This is a genomic window from Mucilaginibacter sp. GW822-FHT03E02 (assembly GCF_058801545.1).
Window position 1 is genome coordinate 645,798 of sequence record NZ_JBXANJ010000001.1, and the last position, 26,151, is coordinate 671,948.

Below are 26,151 nucleotides of genomic sequence, written 5' to 3' on the forward strand. Positions count from 1 at the left end.
ATATTTTAATGTCTTATTAAATTGTCTTCTAACTCTTCTAAAGTTTGGCCCTTGGTTTCCTTCACTTTTGCTTTTACAAACAGGAAACCTGCAAAGCAGATGCCCGCGTACAGGTAAAATGGCCCGTATGTGCCTAATTTTTTGGCCAGTATTGGGAATGTAAATACCAGGATAAAATAGGCCAGCCATAAGGATACGATAGCTACTGATGAGGCTACACCGCGAATCTTATTGGGAAAAATCTCTGAAATAAGTACCCATGTTACCGGGGCCAGGGTAAACGAATACACGCTGATAGCCAGTAACACAAATGTGGATAGCAGTATTACCGGAGCATGGTTTTGCAATAAAAAGGCAAGCACAATGAATGATACAGATAATCCAATGGAGCCTATCAACATTAATGGCCGCCTGCCGAGTTTATCAACCATAAACATGGCCAAAACCGTAAATACCAGGTTTACCACGCCAATAAAAACTGTCTCGAGCAATTGGTGGTTTACGCTTGAGCCTGCTGCCTGAAAAATAGTTGAGGCGTAATTGAACAATATATTACTGCCACAAAACTGCTGAAACACCGCCAGTGTTATCCCCACCACCACGGCAGGGCGTACGGCTTTTTCAAACACCATGGCGTATGATTGTTTGGTTGACCCAATCAATGATTTTTCGACTGCTTTAAAGGTTGATTCGGCAAAATCAGGTGAGCCAATTTTGTTGAGGATAACCCTGGCTTTATCGGGCTGACCGGATTTCATGAGCCATCTTGGGCTTTCGGGCAGCCAGGTAACGCCGATTAAAAATATGGCCGATGGCACGGCACCCAGGCCAAACATCCAGCGCCATGAATCGGCACCATGATTGGCCAAAAAGTAATTGACCAGGTTGGTTATTAATATGCCGATAACCACCGTAAGCTGGTTAATAGCTACATTTCGGCCGCGTACTTCGGCAGGCGATACTTCGGCGATATACATGGGGCAAAGCATGGAGGCCATGCCCACACCTATGCCGGCGGCAAAGCGCAGGATTAAGAAGTAAGTTAAGGATGCAGAAAAAGCAATCCCGATAGATGACACCGCGAAAATTAATGCAGCGATGATAAGCCCCGGTTTACGGCCATATTTATCGGCAATGTTACCGGCCAGTAAACAGCCAACTATGCAGCCCAAAGCCAGTGACCCGGTTAAAAAACCCTCCCATACCGGCGTTAAGGCAAACTGGGTGCGCAGAAAAGGCAATGCGCCCGAAATCACCGCAAAATCGAACCCGAACAGGTACCCGCCCAGGGCCGAGATAAAGGAAATGCCAATAATATAACTGCTGTTAAAGCTTTTTGAACTACTCATTTTTTTGTTTGGCTATGTTTAACTGGTGGCATAATATTACTGTTTATTTTTATCATTAATTTACCGCTACTATTTTTATCAGCAAGGCATCGCCTGTGTTGGCGACCATGCTAAACATTTGGGCGTCAGCATTTAATTCACCAATTGCCTTATCGGTCATAAAATCGCGGAATTCGTATTTTTTATGCGCATCAAGGCCCAAGGCCTGCCTGCTAAACAATTGTTTAAAATCATTTTTCAGGTCGAAATTGAATAAGGCCAGCATAGTAGTATCGCCCGGCAGGTAAAATGACAATTGCTGATCAAAGCTTTCGCCATCGGCTGTTTTAAGGGGGATAAAAGCTTTAGGATCGCTAAAAAATTGGGCTATGTTTTTATTATTCAAAAATTCCTGTGCCCGGTAGGCGGCTATCGGGTTCCTGAAATCAGAGCCATCGCCCAGAATACTGCCCATTACCATCATGGCATACAGTCGTACTTTTATTTCCTGCTCGTTCAGATCCGGGTTTTTCTGGAAGTTTTTCATGATGCTGACATCCAGGTTGGTATAAGGAAACAAAGTGCCCTGTACCCAGCCCATATGCGATCCTGTGGCTAACGACGATTCTGTACTCCCCCAGTTAGGAAAACCTTTCTGATCATCGCGCAGGTGCGAGTATACATCGGTAGATACAAACCGCGTGTGGGTATATTGGTGCGGAAACAGCGGCGAGATGGCCTGGGTGATAAAAACATCCTTACCCATAATTGAATCAACCAGGCGGCGCAACGTTTTCATCCCATAATTGTAAGCCTGTATCCCGGTACGGATCTTTGGATCGTAACGTTTGGTACTCTCCAAAGCACCGGCCGTCAAAAAGTCTATCTTGATAAATTTGGCGTTGATGGCTTTTGCCTTTTTCAACTGCGATATGATAGAAAGCCTGACCGCCGGATGCGTGGGATCCAGGGCATAAGCGCCCCAATCGCCATCTTTGTACATGATGGCCTTACCGTTTTTATCCTGCAAAAGCACATCCTCAAACATTACATCGGTACCCGGCAGCTTGCGCCCTTTGGTGTCATTCTTCCAGCTCCACATGGCAAATGGCGTAAAATAAAACCCCATCTGCTGGCCATTTTTTGAGCCATACTCCCCTATTGATTTTAAAACCTCGGTTGAATAGATGCCCTGGTCGTACGAGTCGATACTCAAAACAGGTTTGGAGTAAGCGCCAAAGTTGGGCATGGAGTGGATGAAATCCGAGATCTGGTTTACAGCAGGCGGCATCATCACCTTTTCGTAACCCAACACACCTTCAACCCCAAAACTGTTCCAGTAAACAGGAGCTGGCCCCTCCCAGGTTTGTTTACCATTGATGATGGAATTTACCCGTCCATAATCCTTAAAAGCCTCGTGCAAATCATCCGATCCGCAGATATAAACAGTGGCCGAGCTTACGGTTTGGCCCAGCATGGTACCATGGTCGGCATGATCATGCGTACCATCCAACCCGCCGTAGCCCGATTTAAGGGATGGATTATCGGCCGTAGCCACACCACCAAAAACGTTTAATGAATCTACATAGCCCAGTTGCATTCCGGTTTGATAAGCTAAACCTGTTTTCCAGAAATCGTGACTTACGCTACCTATTACCAGGCCCGAATTTTTAAGCTGATCATACACCGCTAAAAACTCGTAGCTAATGCCTTTGCTTTTAGCGTCAGTTCCTTTTGGCCAGCTGCGCTCTAAAGTTGGCGTCCAATCGTCGTTATCAAAGGGCACATCCAAAATCCGCGGCTCGGTACCGGGAATAAACAACTTGCCTTTATTGGCCGGAAGTATAGCTATCGGGCTGATGTCGCGGGTTTCGATAGGTTTACCCGTGGATGTAGCACTTACATTAACAAGAGCATATTGCTTGCCCTGGTAAAGGGTGAAGGACTGTGTGATGCTGATGCTGTGCTTTGCATCACCGTGTTTAACAACAAGGCTCAAACCTTTGCCTACATTATCGTTAACCTGCCAGGTTGTGCAGGCATGGTTAGCAAGATCAGTAGTTGATAAATATCCCGAAGTTAAATCGCGTACGTAAGCTACCGTGTTATCCATGTGCATACCATTGGCAAACACATAGTTAATTGTGCCGGTAGCTTTATCGACGGTAATTTTTACCTGCGGGCTGCTAATGGCGGTGTTATCTGCACTTTTTTGGAGTTCCTGTGCGCTCAACATGGTCACGGATAAAATCAAAAAAGCTATCAGGCCGGAAGTTTTGATGAAGCTTATTTTATAATTACCTGTTGTTTTTTTAAAGTGCTGCATTTAGTGTTGTTATAGTTTTTTTATCTCGATAACCTTGTTAAATCTTTTGAATCGTGTTTGCCGGTACATCTATTCCTGTTATTATCAGGAATAAACACTGAACGCTTAACACACTAATATTGCCGGCTTATCTCTTTTATAGAAACAATTAAAAGGCATTTCCTACTGTTGGTATCGCTAATTGGTTACAATGTAAATGTCATGGATTGAGCAGAATAAAAAAATAGTCAATGTTACGGAAATGATGGACTTTATTACGCCCTGTCAATTTCAATTATTTCTATTTTTTACCAATGTTTTGATATTTTTTGTTAATGTTTGTATCCGAAGATCAACCAGTTAACACGGAGCACCGATTATCACGGTATCCATTCAAAAAATGACTAAAAGTACAGCTATCAGGCGGCGGGACGGTTTTGAAGGGCAAAAGCTTATTGTGCTGCCCAAAAAGATCATTACCAACTTTTTAAGTAAGGATTTGGTTACCAAACAAATTTACATTACCGATATTGGCTATTACCCCAAAGCCCGGCACCATTACGCCGAGCGTCCCAACGGCATTAACCAGCATATCATAATTTATTGTACCGAAGGCTATGGCTGGCTGGAGATCAACAAGAAAAAGGTGGAGGTTTCGCCATCGCAATTTATTGCCATACCAGCCAACACCCCGCACAAGTACGCCGCCAACATGGATAAACCATGGACGATATACTGGATTCACTTCAAAGGCGAGATAGCATCTTTTATAGTAGAACTGATCCTGAAAAACTCAGAGAATTACAAGCCATACCTTTCTTTTAATGAAGACCGGATAAAGCTGTTTGAAGACATTTGTTTTAACCTGGAGAAAGGCTATAGCAGCGATGCGCTGCGTTATGTAAATATGATATTCTCGCACTTCCTGTCATCACTTATTTACGAGGATAAGTTTAACCATGTAGACGACAAGCCTGCCGATAACGATATAGTTGAAAAAACCATTCAATATATGCAAGATCATGTTAATACCATGATAAGGCTTGACGACCTGAGCAGCTTTGCAAAGTTATCCACCTCCCACTATTCGGCTATTTTCCGGGCAAAAACGGGTTACTCTCCTATTGAGTATTTTAACCAGCTAAAGGTTCAAAAAGCCTGTCAGTATATCTCATTTACTGCCATGTCTATCAAAAACATTGCCCTGACTTTGGGCATAGAAGATCAATATTATTTCTCGAGGATGTTTACCAAACTGATGGGTACTTCGCCTAACGAGTACCGAAAAAAGGTAAAAGCGAGTAGTTGAATGGAAATCTTAAACTCTAAGGGAAAAATCTAAATCCTAAATTCTAAACTCTAAGGGAAAAACTCTAAATTCTAAATCCTAAATTCTAAAGGGAGAAGTTTAAGGGTAAATGTTATGTTGCGATTGGTTTAGAATTTAGAGTTTTTTTCATTAGAATTTTTCCTTCTCCCAATAGGGGTGTTTTGCTTTTGAGTTGTATCAGGTGTATAAAAACAAAATACACCGCCCATGATTATCACTTTAATTATTTGGTTGTTTAAAAAATATGCCATTCCTGCCCTGGTTAATTATAAAGGCAGGTCGGCTTTAAAATTTGGCAAGTTGTTAAAAGTACCTGTGGCCGTAATTTTACTGTCGATACCCAGTACGCGGTTATACGCTACTGAAACAATAACCAAATACAATGTTTTGCACAGCGGTAAAGTGGTAGGGCATCTTAACTTTTACCAAAAAAACACCGGCGATGAGCTTTACCTCAAAATGATATCAGAAGTTAAAATGAAGTTCATCTTCAGTATTAATGTTAATTGTAATGAGGAATCAACCTTTAAGAACGGCAAGCTCATCAGCTCGCATGTTTTGCGGCATGTTAATGGTAAAGAGAAAGCCAACCGGGAAACAAAGGCAGCAGGGAACGCCTACCTTACCCTGGCCGAAGGTAAAAGCGGCCGGGTTGAGCAAGCCGGTATAAGCAACAACTTGATGCTGTTGTATTGCCATGAGCCGGCAGATGGCAACCTTGTTTACTCCGATAACTTTCAGCAATTTTTAATTGTTAAAAAGGCTGGGGTGCATGTTTACCGGATTGACCTGCCCGATGGCAATTACAACTATTATACTTACGCCAATGGCATTTGCAGTAAGGTAGATATCCACCATTCATTATACACCATCCAGGTACAGCTGGCCTAAGCCATAGTAAACAACATGAGGTATATGACCGGGAAAGCCCCTATATTTAACGCATACTTTCACCCTTTATCAGTGGAATACAGCGATAGCACGGTCATTTCCTTATTAAAGCAGGGCAACCAAAAGGTATTTGAAATGGTGTTTAAAAGCCATTTTAAAAACCTGCATGCCTATGCCTATACTTTTTTAAAGGACGACGGGCAAGCCGAAGAAGTAGTGCAAAATGTATTTTGCCGGATTTGGGAAAAGCGGGAGTTGTTAAAAACGGACGGCTCGATAAAATCATACCTATACCGGGCCGTTCATAACGAAAGCCTGAACTACCTGAAACATCAAAAAGTAAAAGCATCTTTCCAGGTTTACTATGCTGATGAAATGGACCAGGTGCAAGATCATTCGTCCAAGGCAATGCTGGCCGATGAACTGGAAAAGCACATTAGCCAAGCCATGAGTGAGCTGCCGCAGCAATGCCGCACCATTTTTCAGCTCAGCCGCTTTGAACAACTGAAATACCAGCAAATTGCCGACCAGATGGGGCTATCTGTAAAAACCATAGAAAACCAGATGGGCAAAGCATTAAAACTGATGCGAACTAAACTGGCCGAATTTTTAATGATCATTTTGTATTTAATTATCAGCCGTTAGCAGATGAGTAATAGTACCCCCCATATGACCGATGATTTGCTGGTAAAACACCTGCTTGGCGAAGCAGACATTGAAGAGCAGGAACAAGTGCAGGCATGGTTTAATGCCGCCGAAGAGAACCGCCTGTATTATCATCAGTTTAAAAAACTGTGGGACCAAAGTTTAAAAGTTGCCGGCACGCGTGCTGTTGATGAAGATGCTGCTTTTACACGCCTGCAAAACCGGATAAATAATAACCAGGCCACATCCAAAACCTTATCACACCATTTAACGCGGGTAAACTGGCTGGCTATAGCGGCATCCGTGGTATTGGTTTGTATGCTCAGCTATTTCGGGCTAAATTATTTTAGCAGGGTTACTACCGTTAACCTGCAAAGCAATAATAAAGTACTGGTAGATACGCTCTCCGACGGATCTGTGGTTACTATGAACACTTTATCGCAATTATCCTATCCAAACAGGTTTAGCGGTGATACTCGTACGGTTGAACTATCTGGCGAGGCTTTTTTCAAAATCACTCCCGATAAAACAAAACCTTTTATTATTAATGTAAATGGTGTAACGGTTAGGGTGGTTGGCACGTCATTTAATGTAAAAAGCAGGAATGGAAAAACCGAAGTGATTGTTGAAACCGGAATTGTGAATGTAAGCAGGGATAAAAACAGCATTAGCCTTAAGCCCGGCGAAAAAACTGTGGTGTTAAAAACAGGGAACGGTTTTACAAAACAAAGCACGCGGGGTAAATTGTACAGCTACTATATCAACAAAGAGTTAGTGTGCGACAGCACGCGTTTAAGCGAACTCGTAGCCGCACTGAATGAGATTTACAGCGCACATATTGTAATAGCAAAACCATCATTAAATAAACTGCCCATTACAACCGTGTTTAAAGATCAATCGCTTGAGCAGATTTTATTGGTAGTAACAGGCACATTCCCCATTACAACGGTACACATGGGCAACCAAATCATCCTGAGATAATTGATATTTCTACCTCGTTCTATGTATTATTTAAACCGGGTGCTTTTAGTCTTGTTTACGGTCGCGTTTTTGGCCAGCCTGCATAACCATGCAGCGGCGCAGGTTAACCTTGCCCGTAATATCACCATTCACGTAAAAAAACAGCGCCTGGGCACGGTTTTTAAAACAATGGAAGATAAGGGCAGCTTTTACTTTTCATATAACAGCAACCTGATAAAAGCCGATAGCCTGGTAAGCCTTGATGCCGATAACTGGACCGTTAAAGAGGTGCTTGACCAAATGCTGATGAAGCGTTTTGAATACAAAGATGCCAAAGGTTTTATTATCCTGCGTTATGCCCCCCTGCAGCTTGGCTTAACTACCGAAAAATCAAATACCGAAAACAGGGAATACATTATAACCGGTTTTGTTGCCGATGAGCAAACCGGAAAAAAACTGCCCAACGCCAGCGTATACGAAAAAAGCCTGCTGCAATCGGTCATGACCGATCAGAACGGTTACTTTGAACTGCACCTGAAAAATGAAGGCCGGCCGGTACGGTTAACCATCAGTAAAGAGCTTTATAAAGATACAACCATCACATTTTTAAACGATGTGCAAATCACAAGCCGGCCGGATAGCAGCCTGTTTAGCTATATAGCCAATGATAGCAACGACGATATAACCAAAACAGGGCTGGGCCGTTTGCTGCTGTCAACAAAACAGCAAATACAGGCAGCCAATTTGCGCGGCCTGGTGGCTAATGCACCTTTCCAGGCGTCGGCCATACCCAATGTAAGCACACATGGTGCGTTAAACGGGCAAATCATCAATATTGTATCTATAAACGCTATAGGCGGCTACAGCGCCGGGGTACGCGGAGCCGAGATGGGTATAATATTTAACCTTGATAAAGGCGATGTGCAAAGTGTACAGGTGGCAGGCGCTTTTAATGTGGTTGGCGGTAACGTTAGCGGCGTGCAGTTAAGCGGCTTGTACAACAATGTTTTGGGCAATGTAGAAGGCTTTCAGTTTACCTTTTTACACAACAGCATTAAGCGCGATTTATCGGGCGTGCAATTAAGTACTTACAACCATGTACGGGGAAAGGTTTCCGGGTTACAGGTAGCGCTATTAGGCAATATCGCCGGGAAAAACGTAAGCGGCCTGCAGATAGGCGCGTGCAATATAGCGCAGCAAAAATTTGAGGGCATACAATTTGGCTTTTTTAATTTTGCCAAAAAACTAAGGGGTGTTCAGTTAGGATTGATTAATGTGGCCGATACCTCATCGGGTTTCAGTTTTGGGCTCATCAACTGTATCCGCAATGGTTATAACAAACTAACCTTATCATCCAACGAAACGTTGAATGCCAACATCGCCATAAAAACGGGCAGCAATAATTTTTATACGGTTTACGCCGGAGGCATAAGGATTAACCCAAACAGTAAGATATACGGCATGGGAATGGGACTGGGTACCGTACTTGACATGGGCAAACACCTTACTTTTAACCCCGAAATTAGCAGCCGTTACCTGTATGAGGGAAGCTGGCGCTATAGCAACCTGCTGCAACGGTTTGATGCCAACCTGAACATTAAACTGGGCAAAAAAGCATCATTATTTGCTGGCCCCTCCCTGAATTTTTACTACTCCGACCAGGAAACTGCGGTTAAAGGCTATGGGCTGGCGCAAAACCTACAGCATAATTTCAGCGCAAACCAGCATCATTCCTGGTGGGTGGGCTGGAATGCAGGGTTTAATTTCTTTTAGGCCATATATACCTGATTGTCCAGCTCGCCTGCCCTGAGTACATTATGTTTTGTCAAAAAACCAATCAAAACATCTGTCGAAAAATCGCCGCCCAAATCTAAACTGGTATGCATATGCCCAATCTTTACGTCACAATAATCGCGGTGAAACTCAAATGTGATACCGCAAAAAATACCGGAAATAAATGCTACTGTTTCTTCATCAAGCAACCTGAAGCCGCTACTGCTGATCCGGCAATAACGACAAAGTTGTTTAATAGGGCGATATGCGTGCAGGGCTATGATCATTGGTTTTTAAGGATGACTTTTAAACGGCTTTGAATGATAGCTTGTTTTAAAAATCCAGGTAAAATACTATCTAAAATAAACATCATTTTATTAATTACACCGGGGATAATTTCTTTTTTCCCTTTTAACAAACCATCAATAGCAATACGTGCCACATCCTCGGCTTCCAGGATGGTGGCCCTTGATACACCTTTTAATTTATTATTAAGCACCAGCAATTCGGGTTTGGTATTAATGCCACCGGGACTAAGCAAACTGATGCTCACGTTTGAGCCGGATAACTCCAGCTGCAAACATTTTGTAAAATAACGGATAAATGATTTGGTGGCGCCATAAACCTGTTTTTTGGGTACCACGAACAAGCCGCCAAGGCTACCCACATTTAAAATGTATGATGTTACTTTAACATCGGCCTGTTTTAAAAACAAACGGGTAAGCAATACCGGCGTTACTACATTAAGCTCTATCTGCATTTTATAAAAAGCTATCTCCTTCTCTTCAAACCACGACCAATTGCCCAACCCGGCATTGTTAATCAGCAGGTTGGCGGTAATACCTTTTTCGTGTAGATAGCTAAATATTATCGGGTAATTCTCTACGTTGGTCAAATCCATTTCCAGGTGATGGGCATGCACATCAAAGTTTTTACGGATGTAGGCAGCCAAATCGCCAAGCCCCGAGCCGGGCAGCGCTACCAGCAATAAATTGATATTACGCCGGGCCAGCTCAATGGCAAATGATTTGCCCAGGCCTTCGCTGGCACCGGTAATTATGGCGGTTAATTGCGTCATGGCTTAGTTTACCTTTAAATAGTTAACGGTGCGCTGCATTCCTTCATAAAAAGGAGTTATTTGATAGCCCAGCTGGTCAACAGCTTTTTGGCTGCTATACTTTTGGTCGAACTTTAAGCGGTCGGCAAACTCCGGTAAAAAAAATGGCGGCAAGCCGGTGAGCCTGGTTTTCAGCCACTCTACCCTGCTATAAACTTTAATAGCCCGCTGCGGAATATTGAGCATGCGGCGGTGCTTGCCAGATACAGCCGTAAGCGTACTAAAAAATTGATTGAAGCTAATATCCTCGCCACCCAAAATATAACGGTTGCCGGCAATACCTTTCTTCATGGCAGCCATGTGACCGCCTACTACATCATCTAAAAAAGCATAATTAGCCACCTGCTGTCCATTGCCGGGGATAATGCGCCAATTACCTTTTAAATAGCCGGAAACCATTTTACCAACGGTATTACTATCGGTTACCGGCCCTTCGCCAAACACGCGGGATGGGTTTACGGTAACCACATCCAAACCATGCTTTACAAATTGCTGCACTTCCAGCTCGGCCAGGTATTTGGTGCGCTCGTAGGCTATCGGAAAACCAACTATCCGGGGTTCGTTCTCGCTTAACGGGTATTTTAGCGTTGGACCCCATACACCGCAGGTTGAGGTATAAACTATTTTTTGAATACCTGCGTTAGCGGCCGCTTCCAGCACATTACGTGTGCCGGTAACATTGGTTACATGAAAATCATCTGGATTGCGGCTCCACATTTTGGCCAGGGCGGCAGTATGGTAAACCTGGCTACAACCCCGCATGGTATTAAGCAAACCGACAGCATCGAGTATATCGCCTTTAACGGGCTCAATGTTTTTATGTTTGGGCAGGTAGGGATGCGCCGTATTTCGGCATAAGGCTTTCACATCAAAGCCGTTTTGGGCAAGCGCTAATGTAAGCTGACGGCCAATAAAGCCGGTTGCACCAGTAACTAATATTTTCATAACCGTTATACAACAGTATTAAGGTTTACCCCTATTTTGATTATGAAAAATTTGGCGTGTTTCGAAAAATAAGGCGAATACAAACAGGGCAAATGCATCTATTTGGGTTAACACAACTTAACACATTTCAAATAAAAAATTTACAAATATTTGATAATTAATATCTTATATTTAATCATCGTTAACATTAAACTGACTAAGCAATTTAGGCGCATCCAAATACTTGTGCCTGTTTTTGAGCAATAAAAGTCCCTTCGGTGGCCGGATCATTTAACCAGGATCAACCAACAAAAACAAGGTGTCGTTTGATGCTTTTATCTTCCCGACGCCATAAGCTCATTCCATTAGCTGTTTTGATGCGTTTGCCCTGTCTGGCTATTTTGTACTCAAGGTATTGAACTTGTAGGTTAACGTCAATAAAAAATAGCGCTTCAGTGTATTGTTCTGTACATCGTAAATGGTGTTATTACCGGTAAAGCGGTATACGCTGGTGTTTTGGTTAAACAAATCATAACCGGTTACTTTTATCTCGCCCCTGTCTTTTTTCAGGAACTGGAGGGCTACAGAGCTGCTTATCACGTTAACACTTTTTTGAAAGCCATTACTCACCTGCGAGTTATAGTTAAATTCCTGTTTGGTTTCCCACACTATCCGCTTTGGCCAGCGCACCACCAGGTTGTTTTGCATGCTATAGTTATCTGTAAACACTCTTTTATGATCGCCATAATTATAGGAGGTGTATACCGGGCGATAGCCGCCGCCAGCATTAAGCTCTATCTTATCGTTCCAGTTTATATTGAAATTTTGATTAAAGCCGAGCGAAAAATACTTTTGCCATCCATCTACCCCGTTGATGATATTAATATTTCGCCGGTAAAATCCATAAACGGAGGTATTTGTGTTCAGCGTCCATTTACCCATCTTTTTAAATTGTTTGTACATCCCCATTGATCCATTTACACTAAACTGCCCGTCGCGATTTACAAAATTGGTGGCCTGCGCTCCATTAGATACGCTTATTTGTGTTTGTACAATGGCGTCCTGCTCTGTACTGAAACTGGCATAACTATAAATATTAACCTGCGATGCCTGGAAGTATTTATTGAAATTGATATTGATATTATCGTTAATGGTTGGCTTTAAATTGGGATTGCCTGTAAAGCTGTATAACGGGCTATAAACAATAGTTTGTGGTTGTAAGGCGGATAAATAAGGCAAACTGGCCGAGCGGTTGTAACCGACAGAAAAAGACCCGAACTCCATCCTTATAGTCGGCAGGAAAAAGAGATAGTTGTGATAATTTGTCGCGACAGCAAATTTATTTTCGGCCTGCTGCCAGTTAAATGATAAGCCTGCTATAAGGGATATCTCCTTGGTAAACTGGTAGGTAATGCCGGGCTTAACATCCTCGGTAAATAAATTGCGTTTAAGGTTGGTACTTTGGCTTAGCAGGTAAATATCATAAACCTGGGTAATTTTATTAAAATCAAAAACGGCGTTCTCCTCGCGCGACCGGCTATAATTGCCCGATGTGGTAATATCAACAATCAATTTCTTGGTAAACGGGTACCTGATACTCCCATTTAAACCTGCCGAAAAATTGGAGTTTTTCCCATTGCCCTGCCGGTTTAAGGTATCCGATTTAAGGCTCGATACAAATGAATTGAGGTTTGTTTTACTCAGGCTTTGCGATTGGTTGGGGCTGTACTGCAGGTTATGGCCTATATTTATGGATGCTCCCTTTTTCCCTTTCAGTCGCTTGTTATAATAAAAGTCCTGCTGAAAATCTGTGCCATGGCTTTTGTTGCTCGAACTGCCTCCATTGGTATTTAGATGACCTTCAAAATTGTTATAATTATCAGAAAAGGAATTATTTGACGAATTATCCCGTTTAAAAATAACCTTGGGCGAGTAGTGGATGGTATTTAGCGTATCCGGATTCCAATCAACCAGGCCGGTTATGGAATGCGAGTAACTGTTTGACCGGTTATCATTAGTTGATGTGGTACTAAGTGTGGTATCGCCCAGGAACTTTTGCACGTGCGCCTGGTTTTGCGACGTATTGTTTTTTTGGCTGTAAAAATACAGCAGGTTCAATTTTAGCTTTTTGCCATAGTCGGTATTGATATTGAATCCGCCTGATGTTATTTTTTCGATACCGCCGCCCCAATTTTGGCCGCCGGTATTCACAGTGCCGTTATAAAGGTTATTGCCGCCGCTCCTATCAAACCCGCCCTGCGAATACAACTCATCATTTGAAAAAGCGGTACGGTTAAGGTTATTGCTTAGACCGATGAGGCTTACCTGCAGCGTATCCCTGAACATGTTAAACAGGCCGCCGCTTTCATACCTGTCGCGCGTGCCTGCACCGGCAAAACCTTTACCAAACGTACTGCGCTTGATGGCTTTTTTTAGCTTCAGGTTAATCACCTTTTGTACTTTGGTATCGCTTATCAGGTGGTCGGGGTCGTTCTCCCTGTCATCATAAACCTGTATCGAACCTACTATGGCGGCATCCAGGTTTTTGGTGGCTATTTTAATATCGCTGCCAAAAAACTGTTTGCCATCTATCAATACTTTACTTACACTTTTGCCATTTACAGTTATGGTGCCATCGCCGTTAACCTGCACACCGGGTAGTTTCTTAAGCAACTCCTCTACCACTGCGTTGGGCCGGGTTTTAAAGGCTTCGGCACTAAACTCAATGGTATCTTTTTTAATGGTGATGGGCACCCGCTCGGCCCTGATCACAACCTCATCCAGCATTTTATTGCTCAACGCAATTTCGCCAAGATCAACCACTTCGTTTTTTTGGAAAGTTAAAGCCCTGATAAAACTTTTATGGCCTGTGTACGATATAACCAGTTTGATTTTTTTTTCCGACGGGAGGTTGCTTAGTTCAAACTCGCCAGTTTTTTTGCTTAGGGTATAAGCTATCAGCGATGTATCTTTTAAATCAACCGCGGCCACGGTACTTAATTCAAGGGGCTTTTTGTTTAATGAATCAACAACATGGCCCTTAATAGTTACATGTTTTTGGGCAAAAGAAATGGATATACCGGTAAAAAGGAATAACAGGACAATAAGATAGCGCATGGATGTATAAGGTGTAATAAGGTAGATGAAGGCTTGTGGCAGTTTTTTTATAACGGGCAGGAGTTTACTTCATAAAAGCTGGTGGCGTTTTGATAAAAGGGATTTTGCTATCCCGGTGGATACTTAAAAAATGAGGTCAGTTAACGGCTCATCCAAAAATATGAGCGATAATGTATCCTAAAAATGGACAATCTGCATATTATAATGGATAATACTGCTAATAATTAAGCTACGGCGGGTTTTGCAATTCATAATAAAGATGGTTAGGTAATATTTTATAAAATAGGTAAACGGATATAGTTTAAAAGTATTATCCATCAAATGTTAAGTCTTACCTATTTTTATTGCACCCATGCTTTGATAGATTTACCGCTTGCCAATTACCAACCAACAATCCAGCATAAATCCAGGCCTTGTTGCTTTTCATCGCATCCACTTAAAAAACGGCACCATGTTATGGGGTTGGTTGCTTTTCAGGGACAAATAAAGGTAAATCTGGCGGCGCCAGGGTTATAACTTACGTAGATGTAATTCAGGAAATCGTTTATTTATCGAACATTTACCTTAAGAGCGAACGTGACAGTATTGATACCGGCCGCATCGTTAAGCATTTAAAAAACGAAGGACTAATCTGATAAATCTTTTTTAATGCTTATCCGTTCCAATATTTTTTTAAACTGCAAATGGGTATTGTCTTCGGCTGGTTCATCATCAGTATCCCACCAATCAAAAAGCATTCTCAACGAATTATGGGCAATTGGATTTTGTTTAAGCAAGCTGTTTAATTCATCTAACTCCTCCCCGGTAGCCTCATTTGCCATTTTTTTGGTAACAAGCATCCAAATATGATCTTCCATATAATTCGGGGCTATTGGTTATTTTTCAGTGCGGGTAGCATGTAATTGTATCATACCTAAATAAACGTTGTATTATATATTAAATTATCTAATAATATATAAGCGCTATGTTATGTGACGCATGCTTTTAGCAAAAGGTTGCACCATAGCCTGGGAATTGTCAAAAAAAATATTTGCATACAGGTGTTCGGTTTTTTGTGGGGTGTTCGGGTGTTCGGGGGCAATGATGCAAATAGCTGACTATAAGGCATTTAAGTGTTCGCATATTTTAAAAACAACATAAATTCATGATAATCAAATACATATATATTAAACCAGGCATCCACCATACACGCGGGGCCACCTTATTTTTCAAACTTGCTGCGTGTAACAAACGCCGCCGTTTTTTTGTCTAACTTAAAAACATACCACTATGACCATCGTAAAAACCGACTATTTTAGCACCCCGGCCCGGCTGGCGCTTTTCATTAACGAAAACAATATTAAACGCCAGGACATCCTTACCATCACCGATGGCCCACGCGGCTTAACCATATTTTTCTACGGCGATTCGGAAGTTGAAGAGATTACGCATGGGTTATTCTCATAGTTGCAATTTTTGTGCAAATAGTTTCCGCTTTTAAGTAATTATGGCTTAATTTTCGTTAACTTTTTTTACACAAAAACTCAATTTTTAACACATGAAAATTGCCACCTATAATGTTAATGGTGTAAACGGCCGCCTGCCGGTGCTGCTGCGCTGGCTTGCCGAAACAGCGCCCGATGTGGTTTGCCTGCAGGAGTTAAAAGCCCCCCAGGATAAGTTCCCGCTGGAGGCGATCACCGATGCCGGCTACAACGCCATATGGCATGGGCAAAAAAGCTGGAACGGCGTTGCCATCCTGGCCCGTAACAACTATGAAATTAAGGAACTGCGCAAAGGCCTGCCCGGCGACCCGGACGACGAGCACAGCCGCTACATTGAAGCGTTTATAAATGGCATCGTCATCGGCTGCCTGTACCTGCCCAACGGCAACCCCGCCCCCGGCCCAAAACTGGATTATAAGCTGCGCTGGTTTGAGCGCCTTACCAGCCACGCCTCGGGACTGCTGGCGCAAGGCATACCCACGATAATTACCGGCGACTATAACGTAATGCCCACCGAACTGGATGTTTACAAACCAGAACGCTGGCTGGACGATGCCCTATTCCGCCCTGAAGTACGCCTGGCCTTCAAAAACCTTGTCGACCAGGGCTGGACGGACGCCATCCGCAAACTATACCCTACCGAAGTGATCTATACCTTTTTCGATTATTTCCGCGATGCCTATGGCCGCAATGCCGGGCTCCGTATCGACCATTTCCTGCTAAGCCCCCACGTAGCCAACCGCCTCCAATCCGCCGGCGTCGACCGCAATGTACGCGGCTGGGAAAAAACCAGCGACCATTGCCCGGTGTGGATAGAAATTGGGTAATAGCTTTTTAGTAGCGAGTATCAAGTATCAAGACAGCTGCGGAAGTAGGTATGGTTATAAAACTGCCGTCATTGCGAGGCACGAAGCAATCCCCGACATGCTAAGTCCCACATAGTTCGGGATTGCTTCGTTCCTCGCAATGACGGATATTTTATATTGATAATCAACGACTTACAAATACGTCATTATAAGCGCAGCGCGGCAATCGCGGACTGTGCATGGCGATCATTCGGTCATGAGGTCATATCGTTATGAACCGCAAAAATTCCTCGTCGAATACCAACTACTCCATACTTTCCCCAAAAAATCTTGATACTTGATACTAAAAAGAGGGCGTTTCCCCGTTGGTAGAAACGGGGCCAGGCCTTCCATTCATACGCGCACAGGGCGTTTGGCGCGGCCAATGCCCATACCCACCACCGGGCCGGTATCCATTTCAGTCCTTAACGCGACCGTCGTTATTGCTAAAACCACCGTCTCCGCGACTGCGACCGTCGGCATATGTCACCCTTTCAGGGCTCTTTGGGTGGCACCTATACCATGTTTAGTTCAATCAACAATGTTTATTGCCGACCTTAATGTTCTTGAATCATTCCTTTGCACAGTTAAAAACACAAAATCCCGGATGTTTAATTTCATTCGGGAGTTGCATATTTATTACTTAGCATGGCGTTTACCTATCAGCGGGCCACAAGGCTGGAGCGAAAAAACGCTTGCCATAGCTGGGTTATGTTCCTGCGATGCGGCAAATGTAAATAAAGTGCTTTATTAATTAATTGTCAAAAGCATGACGTAAAAGCACTTCATCAAAGTTGGCCTCAGTTACATTAATCAGCTTATTTATCGCTTTATAAAAAGCTTCCTCTCCGCGCCCGCAATTAACCAGTTCTTTTATGCCCGCAATACCCTTTTGTTTTTCAACCTCCGCGCAAATGATTCCGCTAATAACCGTGCGTACGGATATCTCTTTGGCGTATTCATTAAATATTTTAGGGTTGGCTTTAAAAAGCGAATGCAAGGTAGTGCCGGGGTGGCCGGCCAGGTATTTATGCAGCGCCGTTACCAACTTTTGCTGATTAATCATCAACCCCTGACTATCAGTATAATAGGCGTTGCCCCAATAATACGCTAATCCCTCTTCGGCAAAGATGTTTCGTGGGTTAGTCCTGATTTTTGCAATGTAGTAGTGCACCAGGTCATGGGAAAAGTCTTCATTGTGCATTATTGAAAATATCGTCCTGGCATCAACGCCATAACCATCCCTCGTGCGCCCGTTGGAATCCGCATCGTAGCTATATCCTAACAAAGCGAGTATCTGTTGATAATTATCGCATAAGTAAAACTCAAACTGATCAACAGGCAAGTTCAATCTTTGGGCGATAATGCTGTTTTTCCTGTTAAACCCGGTGGCAATGTTTGCGTTAAACTTACCCGCGTAATGATAGGTGATGTTACCCACTTTTTTTAATTTCCAGTCGGCAGTTAAATATTTTAACGGAAGAGTATACGTTACCTGTTTGTTTTCGATATGAGCGTTAAGGGTTATGATGTTTTTTAACTTCGGCAGGCTATCCTGGTTTTGAGCAATATAGGCAACAGATATTATAAAGTCATCTTTAGCAAGCGGGTAGCAATTAATTAACTGTTTTTGGTAAAAATATTTTTGTTTGTTTTTTTCATTGGTCTCTAAGTCTTTAAAGCTGCCCAATATGGATGCTGTAAGCAGGCTGTCTTTGCCGGCGCTGATATTACCGGGCGTTTTTCCTACGCTAATATTCTTAAACAGGGTATCTAAGGAGTTAGTTATTATTGTTTTTGTTGAGTCAGGTACATCAATTCGCAAATAGGAGGGCTTGATGATCTGCGCTTTCGCAAACAAAGGGGAAATCATTATTACTGTCAATAATATATATATGTGTTTCATGTGCTTCTATCCTCCAAGTTCCAATTGGTTTTTTACAAGTTTGAAATAATCTGTTTTATTATCTACAAGTTGTTTGTGGGTGCCTTGTTCAACTATTTTGCCTTTTTTTAATACAATAATTTTGTCGGCATTTTTTACGGTACTTAACCTATGAGCCACTATGATGACTGTTTTGTCCGAAAAATATTGATATAAATTATCCATTATTATTTTTTCGTTCACAGTATCCAGTGCGCTGGTTGCTTCGTCAAAAAAAAGATATTGGGGCGATTTGTATACTGCACGTGCAATTAAAATCCGTTGTTTTTGCCCACCGCTTAATGAAATGCCTGCAGGGCCTAACTTGGTTTGATAACCACCAGGCAACGATTCAATAAAATCATGAATATTGGCGATTTTACAGGCATCAATCAGTTTTGTTTTGTTGATATGATCAGAAGATTCGCTTTCTGTTATGTTTCTTAAAACCGAGTCGGCAAATATGTATCCATCCTGCATTACAACCCCGCAGTTACTTCGCCAAAAATCAGTGTTGATTTTTTCAAGCTTATCGTTTCCTATTTTAATATCTCCCCCGGTTTCGGGATAAAATTTTAATAATAGTTTTAGGAGTGTGGTTTTTCCGCTTCCACTTTCGCCAACAATGGCGGTTACTTTCCCCATTTCGGCTATGCAGCTCAAGTTTGAAATTACATTGTGTTCGCTTTTGCCATCGTAGCTAAAACTTAAATTATCAATTATAATATCCCGGTTTTCATCTAATTCCCTGATGGCGTGAAGATCATCGTCTTCATTTTGTTTGTTATGAATTTCTGATAGTCTTTCTATACTTAATTTGGCATCCTGGCCGCTTTGTATAAAGGTGATGATATTGCTAATGGGTACATTTAATTGTGCGATGATGTATTGTATTGATACCATTTCGCCTAAAGAAAGCTTTCCGTTAATAACCAGGCTGGCCGCTATAAATGTTACCAGTATATTTTTCAACTCGTTGATAAACCCTGATCCGGTAGTTTGAAACTGGGCAAGCGTTAAAGTTTTCATTGATGTTTTAAAAAGGCTCATCTGGATACCCTCCCATTCCCATCGTCTGCGCTTTTGCGAGTTGTTGAGTTTAATTTCCTGGATAGAATTAATGATCTGTATAAGTGTTGATTGATTTAATGAAAGCTGGTCAAACTGTTTATAATCCAGTTCGCGTCTCCTTTTTAAAAAAAACAGCGACCAGCAAACGTAAAGCACGGCTCCCGCAAAAAAAATAGAAAAAATAGTGACACTATAGTAAAATAAAACGGCGCTGAAAATTAAAAAATTAACGCCCGAAAAAAGTGTATTTAAAGTAGTACTCGAAAGAAAACTTTGGATCCGTTGGTGGTCCTGGATGCGCTGCACAATATCACCTACGTTTTTCCGGTCAAAAAACGAAAGCGGAAGCTTCATCAACTTGAACAAAAAATCAGAAATGAGTTTGATATTAAGCCGCCCTGTTATAAATAACAGGAGCCTATCGCGTATAACCTGTATTAATATCTGGCTGCAAAACAGGGCAAGTTGTGCAACTAATACAATGTATAAAAAATTAAGATCGCGGTAATTAACGCCTTTATCAACTATTGCTTTTGCCAAAAATGGCAATGCCAACTGAATAATGCTGCCGGCAATTAACCCCAGTACAAGTTGCACCAAAAGCTTTTTATAAGGTTGCAGGTAAGGCCGCAAAAAGCCGAATGGACGGGTTGGTTTTTCTTCTTTGTCACTTTGTGACATGATTTTGCCAAACTCGGGCCCGGGTTCAAGCACAAGTACCGTCCCGGAACCGGTATGTGTACCTGCTTTGCCTAACCAACCATTTATAAATTCGCTTTGCGAATATTTAATTAGTCCAAACCCTGGGTCGGCCACGGCTATCTCGTTCTTTTCAACTCCATACATTACTACAAAATGCCTTTGCCGCCATGGGACTATACAAGGAAGCGGAATGTCTCTTACTAATGTTTCGAAGTCAATTTGTAAGCCTAATGTGTTAAATCCAATTGTTTCGGCCGCATCTGATATGCCGCCCAATGAAACACCCTCTCTTGTAATGCTTGAAATTTCTCTTAAAAAGGCAATCGGGTGAATTTGGCCGTGAAACTTAGCAACCATCCTTAAACAAGTAGGACCGCAATCCATAAGATCAAGCTGCTTATAAAAGGGGAATTTTTTTGGCATTTATCAAATTAAAAATGGTTTGTGAGGACGGATGATTAATGTTGCGTGCTTCTCAAAAAATCAAAAACCCGTTGGAGCAGCGAGCGTTTTTCAGTGATAATTTCGGCCGAACCCTCCATTTCATTTTTAAAGGGTAATACTTTATGATAAGTAGTATACATATCCGCAATTGAAACTAAAACAACATAGTTATTATTTTCGGGTATTTCAGATATATTTTTAACCTGACCTTTAATAAATCCAAATTCCTGAGAGGGGTAAGCATCTAAAGCGATGTTCACCATCTGGTTTATTTTAACTTTACCCGACCCTTTTATTGGCATCAAAAGTCGGCCGAAGAGCGTTTTCCGTCCGTTCGGTATTATTGTGGCTATAATATCACCCTGGTGTACATATTGATTGGCGCTCCATACCTGGCCGAGGGATATGGAACCATTATAATTTGACCTTATAATATACATTTGTTCCCATTGCTTAATAGTATTAAGCAGGCTACTTTTTGCCTGTGTCAGTTCAACCCGCCTTCTTTTATTATTCATCCCTCCGTTTAATTCAACTTGCTTCTTTTCTTTCTGTAATGTTTGGATATCCAGCGAGGTGCGGAGAAATTTTTCACTGGCTGCTTCAAACGCGCGCTTTTTTTCCAGGTACACTGCTTGTTTGTCTTCCATTTCCTGGTTGGTGAGTACTTTTTGATCAAACAGTATTTTTACTCGTTTAAACGCTTGGTCGGCCAGCTTAATTTCATTAAGCTGAATGCTTTTCTGGTTTTGGTAGTTTGCAATCAGCCTGTTGTTTTCTGCTATCGAGGCATCAATTCTTTCTATTTCTCTATTTTCGGGTTGTAACTGATTAAAAAGAGTATACTCATTCCAGGCTTTTACAAAATTATCATAGGGTACCTGGCAAACGCCTAATAAAGGTTTTACAGGTAATGATAGTTCGGTCGGGGTGCTATCGTCGGTTAATTTTGAAATAATGGTTTTAACGGCAACTACGTCCTTATAATTGGCTTCGTTTTCTAAAATAGCTATGATTTGGCCACTATCTGCCTCGTTGCCGTTAACGGCATTAAAATAAACTATTTTACCTGTTGAATTGGCAACAAGATTGATTGGGGGAGAGGTGCTGATCAGCGTTGTTTTGCAGGTAATTGTTTCAGGATATTTAAAAAAAAACGCCATCAATAAAACAACGCATAAAACAAATAGTATAAGTAACGACCCTGATTTTTCAAGCCACGAGGGTTGCTTACTCAGGTATTCCTGCAGGTATTCATTGTGATTATCGTATGTAACGGGTTCCTCTGCTTCCATATTGCCGAAGCTTATTACACTAAGGTTTCTTCCTTACGCATAAACTCTTCAAAAGGATTATCAATGCAAAATTTATTGTAACTAAATTCCTGTGGCTGAGTGTATATATTATACGATTTTGCCAGACTTCTCCGGGTTTCAAGTATCTCAGCACATTTTCGGTCAATTTCCATGTAAAACTCTTTGCCAAGCGGGGTATAAATATGGTCAAGATCAAGTTTTTGCAAACCCGTTCTAAATCTTCTGAACTGATCGCAGTAGCGGCCTGTTAATTCATGCTTGTTGCGGCCTTGAAAAACGTTTTGCGAGTAAAATACTTCAAAAAGTTCAACCCTTTTGGCAACGGTATACAGGCCATGAAAAGTTGAAAATATTGTGCGATATTCAGTAGGATCATTTAAATAACTGCCTAACAGCGCCGTTTCTGGATCAATTTTAAAAAAAGCGCCCTTATTATCCATTACCGAGTTTAGATAGTTGTGTGCCCCCTGGTGGATAAGCTCTTCCAGGAAAAATATTTCATTGTTTTCGTGATGGCAGCTTAAAAAAATTGTTCCATGAACCGAAAAAGTGACGAAACTGATAACCTTTGGATTAGTAAAGGTTACTATCTTTTTATTTGTTTTGTTGTAATCGTTAAAAAAATCGGGACAATAATCGGCAAGCAACCTGTACGCCGTTGATAAGTGAACGCTATGGGTTTTTGATGTTTCGGCAATCTCCACATAAGTTGTTTCAATATCTTCGCCATCGGGAACGTATACTTTAAAATAAGGATCTAAAAGTGGGATATTTTCAGTAAGATGTTCAATTTGAGAGCCGGGTAAAAAAGACAACTCTCTGAATTTAATGTTTGAATGGTTAAACTCAAGTTGGTTTTGTTTATTAAATGATAATTTAATTTTACTGTTTGATATCCCGCTGTCAAAATAACCTACATTGGGCAGGTAAGCAACGCCGCGTGAATTAGTTTCAAGATCAACGGTATAACCGGCATGGTTTTCGAGATACCCGTTTAAAACAGATTCATGTGCCGTTTTCTTTTCATGATTATTGAAGGCGGCAAAGAGCAAAGGTTCTAAAAAAATCTGATCATTTTCTATATCCAATGCCTCGGTTAACTGAGGGGCTTTTTTATATAGCAAAATCTTGAGTCTTTCGGCGATATTTCCCTGATTATCTTCAAGGGAAAGCAAAACTGGATTATTCATTAAAATAAAATAAGATTGTGCAAACAAGGAGTAAAAGGGGCCAAAGCCCCTTTTACTTTAATTAAGCAACGCCTGCAGTTTTGCTTGGCAGTGGGTTGCCTTGGGCATCATGGCAATCATTTAAACTGCCACCTTTAATCTGGTCAAGTAATTCTTTTTCTGTAATGTTAGCAGCTTTAGCTTTTAACTCAGTTAGAGTCATTTTTTTTGTTTCTGTTTTCATAACTTTTGATTAATAAAATTTAATTATATAACACTGATTGTACAATCCATTTTTTATGAACTTTTATTAATCTGTCAATAAAAAGTATGAATTTAAATTGAAGGCGTTGTAATAAAAGTTAGGTTTAATATATATTCTTCGTTAAGAATATGTATTTGTAAATATTGAAACATTCTTTGTTAATTCCAAGAAAAATTTAAATTTTATTTATTAGGAGCTTTGCCCCAGGGTATACTTGACAATAAAACGTAATTTATATTTTATAAATAACTATTTATGAGATATTTACATTATAAAACCACACCCTGACTTGATTTGACAGTCATCATTTTGGCGAGCGGTCAAAACAGGCTGTAAACGTAGTTTATATTAAATAACCTAAATTGATATACATATAAGCTTTTTTGATATATTTATTCCTGGCAAAAAAACAGCAAGGAAAAAGATCAGAATATATGTTTATATAGTATTTTTAACTATAATAAGTTTTTCTTTAGCCGGGGAGAAGTGTGATTTTGATCGTGTTTTATAGTTAAAATTGCCAGCGGCTGTACCTAATAAACCGACGACAATTATTTAAGGGGTTAAGCCGATTATGTATCCGTTAAACCGGCAAATCTGCATAAAAAGTAGTTCTGTTAACAGGCAGGCTTTCAAACCAGATTCGATCGCCGTGTGCTTCTATAATTTGTTTTGAGACGGCCAAACCGAGGCCAAAGGAATGGTTAGCCCCTTGGCGCGGTCTTGTGCGGCAGCCTGTGGTCGGATAACTGGCCGCGAAAGCCCTTGTACTCTTGTAGCGGGGGCCTACCACGTACCACCGGATACTCTCCCCCTATCTAATCGCACTACCATGTCGTTATCCACCCCTCAAAATGTCAGTTCTGCACAGCATAAAATCCCGAAAAGCCATCGATATTTGTATTGTCAATAAAATCAAAACAACTTAAATCACATTTTATGAAAAGAGTATTTAAAGGAACTGATGTCATGAAACCTGCATTGATGATTGCTATGCTTTTTTTTACCGTATTGCAGTGTTATGGCCAGCAGCTTAAACCTGCAAACAGTGGCTATGCGCCTGTTAATGGCATTAAAGTTTACTATGAGGTATATGGCGAGGGTAAGCCGCTTGTTTTGCTGCATGGTGCATTTTATACCATCGAGATGAACTGGAGCCAGTTGATACCTGAACTGGCAAAAACAAGAAAGGTGATTGCCTTAGAAATGCAGGGACATGGGCACACCTCGTTTTCGGACAGGAAATTAGATATTGCTACCCTGGCAAGTGATGTGGTAGGGGTAATGGATTTTTTAAAAATTGACAGTGCCGATGTTGCAGGCTATAGTATGGGTGGTTCTATAGCTTACCAATTGGCTGTAAAAAGCCCTAAACGGGTACGAAAATTGGTGATCATTTCTTCTACCTACAAAACCAGTGGCTGGCTGCCCGCTATAAATAGTGGGTTTAAAGGTTTTAAGCCCGAATTTTTTAACAATACGCCTATAAAAACGGCATATGATGCGGTAGCACCCGACAAAACAAAATGGATAAAGTTTATTGAACAAATGATTGCTTTTGCCGGGGTGCCCTTTGACGTTGGCGACGCCAATATTGCCAAAATCACTTCGCCGGTATTGCTCATCTCGGGCGACAATGATGGCCTTGACAAAGTAGAATTGATGAAAACGTACCAATTACTGGGAGGTGGCGTAGCTGCCGATTTGGGGCCGATGCCAAAATCACATTTAGCCATTGTGCCTGCACAGAGCCATGTGAGCCTGATGATGCAAACAAAAACAATAGCAGGTTACCTGGACGACTTTTTAAAGTAACAAAATTGAACCGGTATTTTTAAAGAGGGGTATTGATGTCAGATCTATCTATGAATTAATTATAAACAAAATGAGAAAAATCAGAATTTTTGAACATATCTCGCTGGATGGCGTGATTGAACATGACGGAGACTACACCTACGGCGCATGGACTACGCCATACCGAAGTCCTGCCGGGGCAGCAATGTTATTTGAAGCATACGGGCCGAATTTCGACCTGCTGCTTGGCCGCCACACCTACGATATTTTTAGCAGCTTTTGGCCTAAAGCCGGAGATTTCCCGATGGCAAATGCCATAAACGCTGCAACAAAATACATTGCAACCCACACGCCCGCCAGCCTGGAATGGGGACCGGTGAAGCATTTGGGCGAGGACGTTATAGAAGCGGTTCGCGACCTCAAGCAATCAGACGGCCCCGACCTGATTGTTGTGGGAAGTTCGACCCTAACAACTGTATTGCTTGACCAGGGACTGGCCGACGAGCTTGTGCTGATCACCTACCCGGTTTTGCTTGGCCGTGGTAAACGCTTATTGGCAGATAGTATTGACGCCCGGGAACTGGCATTTATCGACTCAAAAGCAACGCCCACCGGTTTGCTCGTCAACACCTACCGGCACGTTGGGCCGCTGAAATCCTGATATTTTATGGACTCAGGTGGTTGGACGGGCAAGATTATTGTTGATTTGTTCGCCCAGGCCAGCATATTGCCAAACCTTTACAATAA

23 protein-coding genes are annotated in these 26,151 nt (G+C 41.7%); 10 read left to right on the forward strand and 13 right to left on the reverse strand.

Annotation, left to right across the window (positions count from 1 at the left end; genetic code table 11):
- Window positions 1-5: 5 nt before the first annotated feature.
- Both AC1RM2_RS02345 and AC1RM2_RS02350 read right to left on the reverse strand, forming a co-directional pair.
- The gene (locus tag AC1RM2_RS02345; RefSeq protein WP_492982984.1) at window positions 6-1,349 is read right to left on the reverse strand and encodes a sugar porter family MFS transporter; all 1,344 of its coding nucleotides are present in this window, start codon (window positions 1,347-1,349) and stop codon (window positions 6-8) included.
- Window positions 1,350-1,404: 55 nt separating this feature from the next.
- Window positions 1,405-3,654, reverse strand: coding sequence for a hypothetical protein (locus AC1RM2_RS02350; RefSeq protein WP_492982986.1), 2,250 nt, complete (start codon window positions 3,652-3,654; stop codon window positions 1,405-1,407).
- Between the two features lie 379 nt (window positions 3,655-4,033).
- On the opposite strand from AC1RM2_RS02350, the gene AC1RM2_RS02355 reads away from it, so the two are divergent.
- From AC1RM2_RS02355 to AC1RM2_RS02375, 5 genes are all read left to right on the forward strand, one after another.
- Window positions 4,034-4,942 (forward strand): AraC family transcriptional regulator, encoded by a 909-nt coding sequence (locus AC1RM2_RS02355; protein WP_477384854.1) that lies wholly within the window; start codon window positions 4,034-4,036, stop codon window positions 4,940-4,942.
- Window positions 4,943-5,170: 228 nt separating this feature from the next.
- Window positions 5,171-5,854 (forward strand): DUF6134 family protein, encoded by a 684-nt coding sequence (locus AC1RM2_RS02360; RefSeq protein WP_492982988.1) that lies wholly within the window; start codon window positions 5,171-5,173, stop codon window positions 5,852-5,854.
- A gap of 24 nt (window positions 5,855-5,878) precedes the next feature.
- Entirely contained in the window at window positions 5,879-6,499 is a 621-nt protein-coding gene (locus tag AC1RM2_RS02365; protein WP_492982990.1) for an RNA polymerase sigma-70 factor, read from the forward strand.
- A 3-nt stretch (window positions 6,500-6,502) separates the two neighbouring features.
- The gene (locus AC1RM2_RS02370) at window positions 6,503-7,480 is read left to right on the forward strand and encodes a FecR family protein (RefSeq protein WP_492982992.1); all 978 of its coding nucleotides are present in this window, start codon (window positions 6,503-6,505) and stop codon (window positions 7,478-7,480) included.
- A 21-nt stretch (window positions 7,481-7,501) separates the two neighbouring features.
- The gene (locus AC1RM2_RS02375) at window positions 7,502-9,232 is read left to right on the forward strand and encodes an LA_2272 family surface repeat-containing protein (RefSeq protein ID WP_492982994.1); all 1,731 of its coding nucleotides are present in this window, start codon (window positions 7,502-7,504) and stop codon (window positions 9,230-9,232) included.
- Here AC1RM2_RS02375 and AC1RM2_RS02380 read toward each other — a convergent pair.
- The 5 genes from AC1RM2_RS02380 to AC1RM2_RS02400 form a co-directional block, all read right to left on the reverse strand.
- A complete protein-coding gene (locus AC1RM2_RS02380) occupies window positions 9,229-9,519 on the reverse strand; it encodes a hypothetical protein (RefSeq protein ID WP_492982996.1) in 291 nt (96 codons plus the stop codon). The two genes, AC1RM2_RS02375 and AC1RM2_RS02380, sit on opposite strands and share 4 nt — an antisense overlap.
- Window positions 9,516-10,310 carry an SDR family NAD(P)-dependent oxidoreductase gene (locus AC1RM2_RS02385; protein WP_492982998.1) on the reverse strand — a complete coding sequence of 265 codons (795 nt, stop codon included), beginning with the start codon at window positions 10,308-10,310 and terminating at the stop codon, window positions 9,516-9,518. The genes AC1RM2_RS02380 and AC1RM2_RS02385 overlap by 4 nt, the downstream gene beginning before the upstream one ends.
- 3 nt (window positions 10,311-10,313) lie before the next feature.
- The gene (locus AC1RM2_RS02390; protein WP_492983000.1) at window positions 10,314-11,294 is read right to left on the reverse strand and encodes an NAD-dependent epimerase/dehydratase family protein; all 981 of its coding nucleotides are present in this window, start codon (window positions 11,292-11,294) and stop codon (window positions 10,314-10,316) included.
- 375 nt (window positions 11,295-11,669) lie between these two features.
- On the reverse strand, window positions 11,670-14,390 hold the full coding sequence (locus AC1RM2_RS02395; protein ID WP_492983002.1) for an outer membrane beta-barrel protein: 2,721 nt from the start codon (window positions 14,388-14,390) through the stop codon (window positions 11,670-11,672).
- Window positions 14,391-15,016: 626 nt separating this feature from the next.
- Window positions 15,017-15,247, reverse strand: a complete 231-nt coding sequence (locus AC1RM2_RS02400) for a hypothetical protein (RefSeq protein WP_492983004.1) — start codon at window positions 15,245-15,247, stop codon at window positions 15,017-15,019.
- 412 nt (window positions 15,248-15,659) lie between these two features.
- On the opposite strand from AC1RM2_RS02400, the gene AC1RM2_RS02405 reads away from it, so the two are divergent.
- The 3 genes from AC1RM2_RS02405 to AC1RM2_RS02415 all read left to right on the forward strand — a co-directional run bounded on the left by AC1RM2_RS02405 (window position 15,660) and on the right by AC1RM2_RS02415 (window position 17,473).
- The gene (locus AC1RM2_RS02405) at window positions 15,660-15,836 is read left to right on the forward strand and encodes a hypothetical protein (RefSeq protein WP_492983006.1); all 177 of its coding nucleotides are present in this window, start codon (window positions 15,660-15,662) and stop codon (window positions 15,834-15,836) included.
- A gap of 91 nt (window positions 15,837-15,927) precedes the next feature.
- A complete protein-coding gene (xth, locus tag AC1RM2_RS02410; RefSeq protein ID WP_492983008.1) occupies window positions 15,928-16,701 on the forward strand; it encodes an exodeoxyribonuclease III in 774 nt (257 codons plus the stop codon).
- A gap of 625 nt (window positions 16,702-17,326) precedes the next feature.
- Window positions 17,327-17,473 (forward strand): hypothetical protein, encoded by a 147-nt coding sequence (locus AC1RM2_RS02415; RefSeq protein ID WP_492983010.1) that lies wholly within the window; start codon window positions 17,327-17,329, stop codon window positions 17,471-17,473.
- On the opposite strand, the gene AC1RM2_RS02420 is transcribed toward AC1RM2_RS02415, so the two are convergent.
- The 6 genes from AC1RM2_RS02420 to AC1RM2_RS02445 all read right to left on the reverse strand — a co-directional run bounded on the left by AC1RM2_RS02420 (window position 17,474) and on the right by AC1RM2_RS02445 (window position 24,403).
- Entirely contained in the window at window positions 17,474-18,625 is a 1,152-nt protein-coding gene (locus AC1RM2_RS02420) for a hypothetical protein (protein ID WP_492983012.1), read from the reverse strand.
- A 6-nt stretch (window positions 18,626-18,631) separates the two neighbouring features.
- Window positions 18,632-20,839 (reverse strand): peptidase domain-containing ABC transporter, encoded by a 2,208-nt coding sequence (locus AC1RM2_RS02425; protein ID WP_492983014.1) that lies wholly within the window; start codon window positions 20,837-20,839, stop codon window positions 18,632-18,634.
- Between the two features lie 35 nt (window positions 20,840-20,874).
- The gene (locus AC1RM2_RS02430; protein WP_492983016.1) at window positions 20,875-22,155 is read right to left on the reverse strand and encodes an HlyD family secretion protein; all 1,281 of its coding nucleotides are present in this window, start codon (window positions 22,153-22,155) and stop codon (window positions 20,875-20,877) included.
- 14 nt (window positions 22,156-22,169) lie between these two features.
- Window positions 22,170-23,366: a hypothetical protein gene (locus AC1RM2_RS02435; protein WP_492983018.1), complete on the reverse strand. Its 1,197-nt coding sequence runs from the start codon at window positions 23,364-23,366 to the stop codon at window positions 22,170-22,172.
- 61 nt (window positions 23,367-23,427) lie between these two features.
- Window positions 23,428-23,589, reverse strand: coding sequence for a hypothetical protein (locus AC1RM2_RS02440; protein ID WP_492983020.1), 162 nt, complete (start codon window positions 23,587-23,589; stop codon window positions 23,428-23,430).
- Window positions 23,590-24,193: 604 nt separating this feature from the next.
- Window positions 24,194-24,403, reverse strand: a complete 210-nt coding sequence (locus tag AC1RM2_RS02445; RefSeq protein ID WP_492983022.1) for an ATP-binding protein — start codon at window positions 24,401-24,403, stop codon at window positions 24,194-24,196.
- A gap of 146 nt (window positions 24,404-24,549) precedes the next feature.
- On the opposite strand from AC1RM2_RS02445, the gene AC1RM2_RS02450 reads away from it, so the two are divergent.
- Both AC1RM2_RS02450 and AC1RM2_RS02455 read left to right on the forward strand, forming a co-directional pair.
- A complete protein-coding gene (locus tag AC1RM2_RS02450) occupies window positions 24,550-25,425 on the forward strand; it encodes an alpha/beta fold hydrolase (RefSeq protein ID WP_492983024.1) in 876 nt (291 codons plus the stop codon).
- Window positions 25,426-25,495: 70 nt separating this feature from the next.
- Window positions 25,496-26,065 (forward strand): dihydrofolate reductase family protein, encoded by a 570-nt coding sequence (locus AC1RM2_RS02455; protein WP_492983026.1) that lies wholly within the window; start codon window positions 25,496-25,498, stop codon window positions 26,063-26,065.
- Window positions 26,066-26,151 lie beyond the last annotated feature (86 nt).

Coding starts and splice junctions, on each gene's coding strand:
- AC1RM2_RS02345 (WP_492982984.1), bottom strand. CDS start 1,349: ATGAGTAGTTCAAAAAGCTTTAACAGCAGTTATATTATTGGCATTTCC.
- AC1RM2_RS02350 (WP_492982986.1), bottom strand. CDS start 3,654: ATGCAGCACTTTAAAAAAACAACAGGTAATTATAAAATAAGCTTCATC.
- AC1RM2_RS02355 (WP_477384854.1), top strand. CDS start 4,034: ATGACTAAAAGTACAGCTATCAGGCGGCGGGACGGTTTTGAAGGGCAA.
- AC1RM2_RS02360 (WP_492982988.1), top strand. CDS start 5,171: ATGATTATCACTTTAATTATTTGGTTGTTTAAAAAATATGCCATTCCT.
- AC1RM2_RS02365 (WP_492982990.1), top strand. CDS start 5,879: ATGACCGGGAAAGCCCCTATATTTAACGCATACTTTCACCCTTTATCA.
- AC1RM2_RS02370 (WP_492982992.1), top strand. CDS start 6,503: ATGAGTAATAGTACCCCCCATATGACCGATGATTTGCTGGTAAAACAC.
- AC1RM2_RS02375 (WP_492982994.1), top strand. CDS start 7,502: ATGTATTATTTAAACCGGGTGCTTTTAGTCTTGTTTACGGTCGCGTTT.
- AC1RM2_RS02380 (WP_492982996.1), bottom strand. CDS start 9,519: ATGATCATAGCCCTGCACGCATATCGCCCTATTAAACAACTTTGTCGT.
- AC1RM2_RS02385 (WP_492982998.1), bottom strand. CDS start 10,310: ATGACGCAATTAACCGCCATAATTACCGGTGCCAGCGAAGGCCTGGGC.
- AC1RM2_RS02390 (WP_492983000.1), bottom strand. CDS start 11,294: ATGAAAATATTAGTTACTGGTGCAACCGGCTTTATTGGCCGTCAGCTT.
- AC1RM2_RS02395 (WP_492983002.1), bottom strand. CDS start 14,390: ATGCGCTATCTTATTGTCCTGTTATTCCTTTTTACCGGTATATCCATT.
- AC1RM2_RS02400 (WP_492983004.1), bottom strand. CDS start 15,247: ATGGAAGATCATATTTGGATGCTTGTTACCAAAAAAATGGCAAATGAG.
- AC1RM2_RS02405 (WP_492983006.1), top strand. CDS start 15,660: ATGACCATCGTAAAAACCGACTATTTTAGCACCCCGGCCCGGCTGGCG.
- xth (WP_492983008.1), top strand. CDS start 15,928: ATGAAAATTGCCACCTATAATGTTAATGGTGTAAACGGCCGCCTGCCG.
- AC1RM2_RS02415 (WP_492983010.1), top strand. CDS start 17,327: ATGTTTAATTTCATTCGGGAGTTGCATATTTATTACTTAGCATGGCGT.
- AC1RM2_RS02420 (WP_492983012.1), bottom strand. CDS start 18,625: ATGAAACACATATATATATTATTGACAGTAATAATGATTTCCCCTTTG.
- AC1RM2_RS02425 (WP_492983014.1), bottom strand. CDS start 20,839: ATGCCAAAAAAATTCCCCTTTTATAAGCAGCTTGATCTTATGGATTGC.
- AC1RM2_RS02430 (WP_492983016.1), bottom strand. CDS start 22,155: ATGGAAGCAGAGGAACCCGTTACATACGATAATCACAATGAATACCTG.
- AC1RM2_RS02435 (WP_492983018.1), bottom strand. CDS start 23,366: ATGAATAATCCAGTTTTGCTTTCCCTTGAAGATAATCAGGGAAATATC.
- AC1RM2_RS02440 (WP_492983020.1), bottom strand. CDS start 23,589: ATGAAAACAGAAACAAAAAAAATGACTCTAACTGAGTTAAAAGCTAAA.
- AC1RM2_RS02450 (WP_492983024.1), top strand. CDS start 24,550: ATGAAAAGAGTATTTAAAGGAACTGATGTCATGAAACCTGCATTGATG.
- AC1RM2_RS02455 (WP_492983026.1), top strand. CDS start 25,496: ATGAGAAAAATCAGAATTTTTGAACATATCTCGCTGGATGGCGTGATT.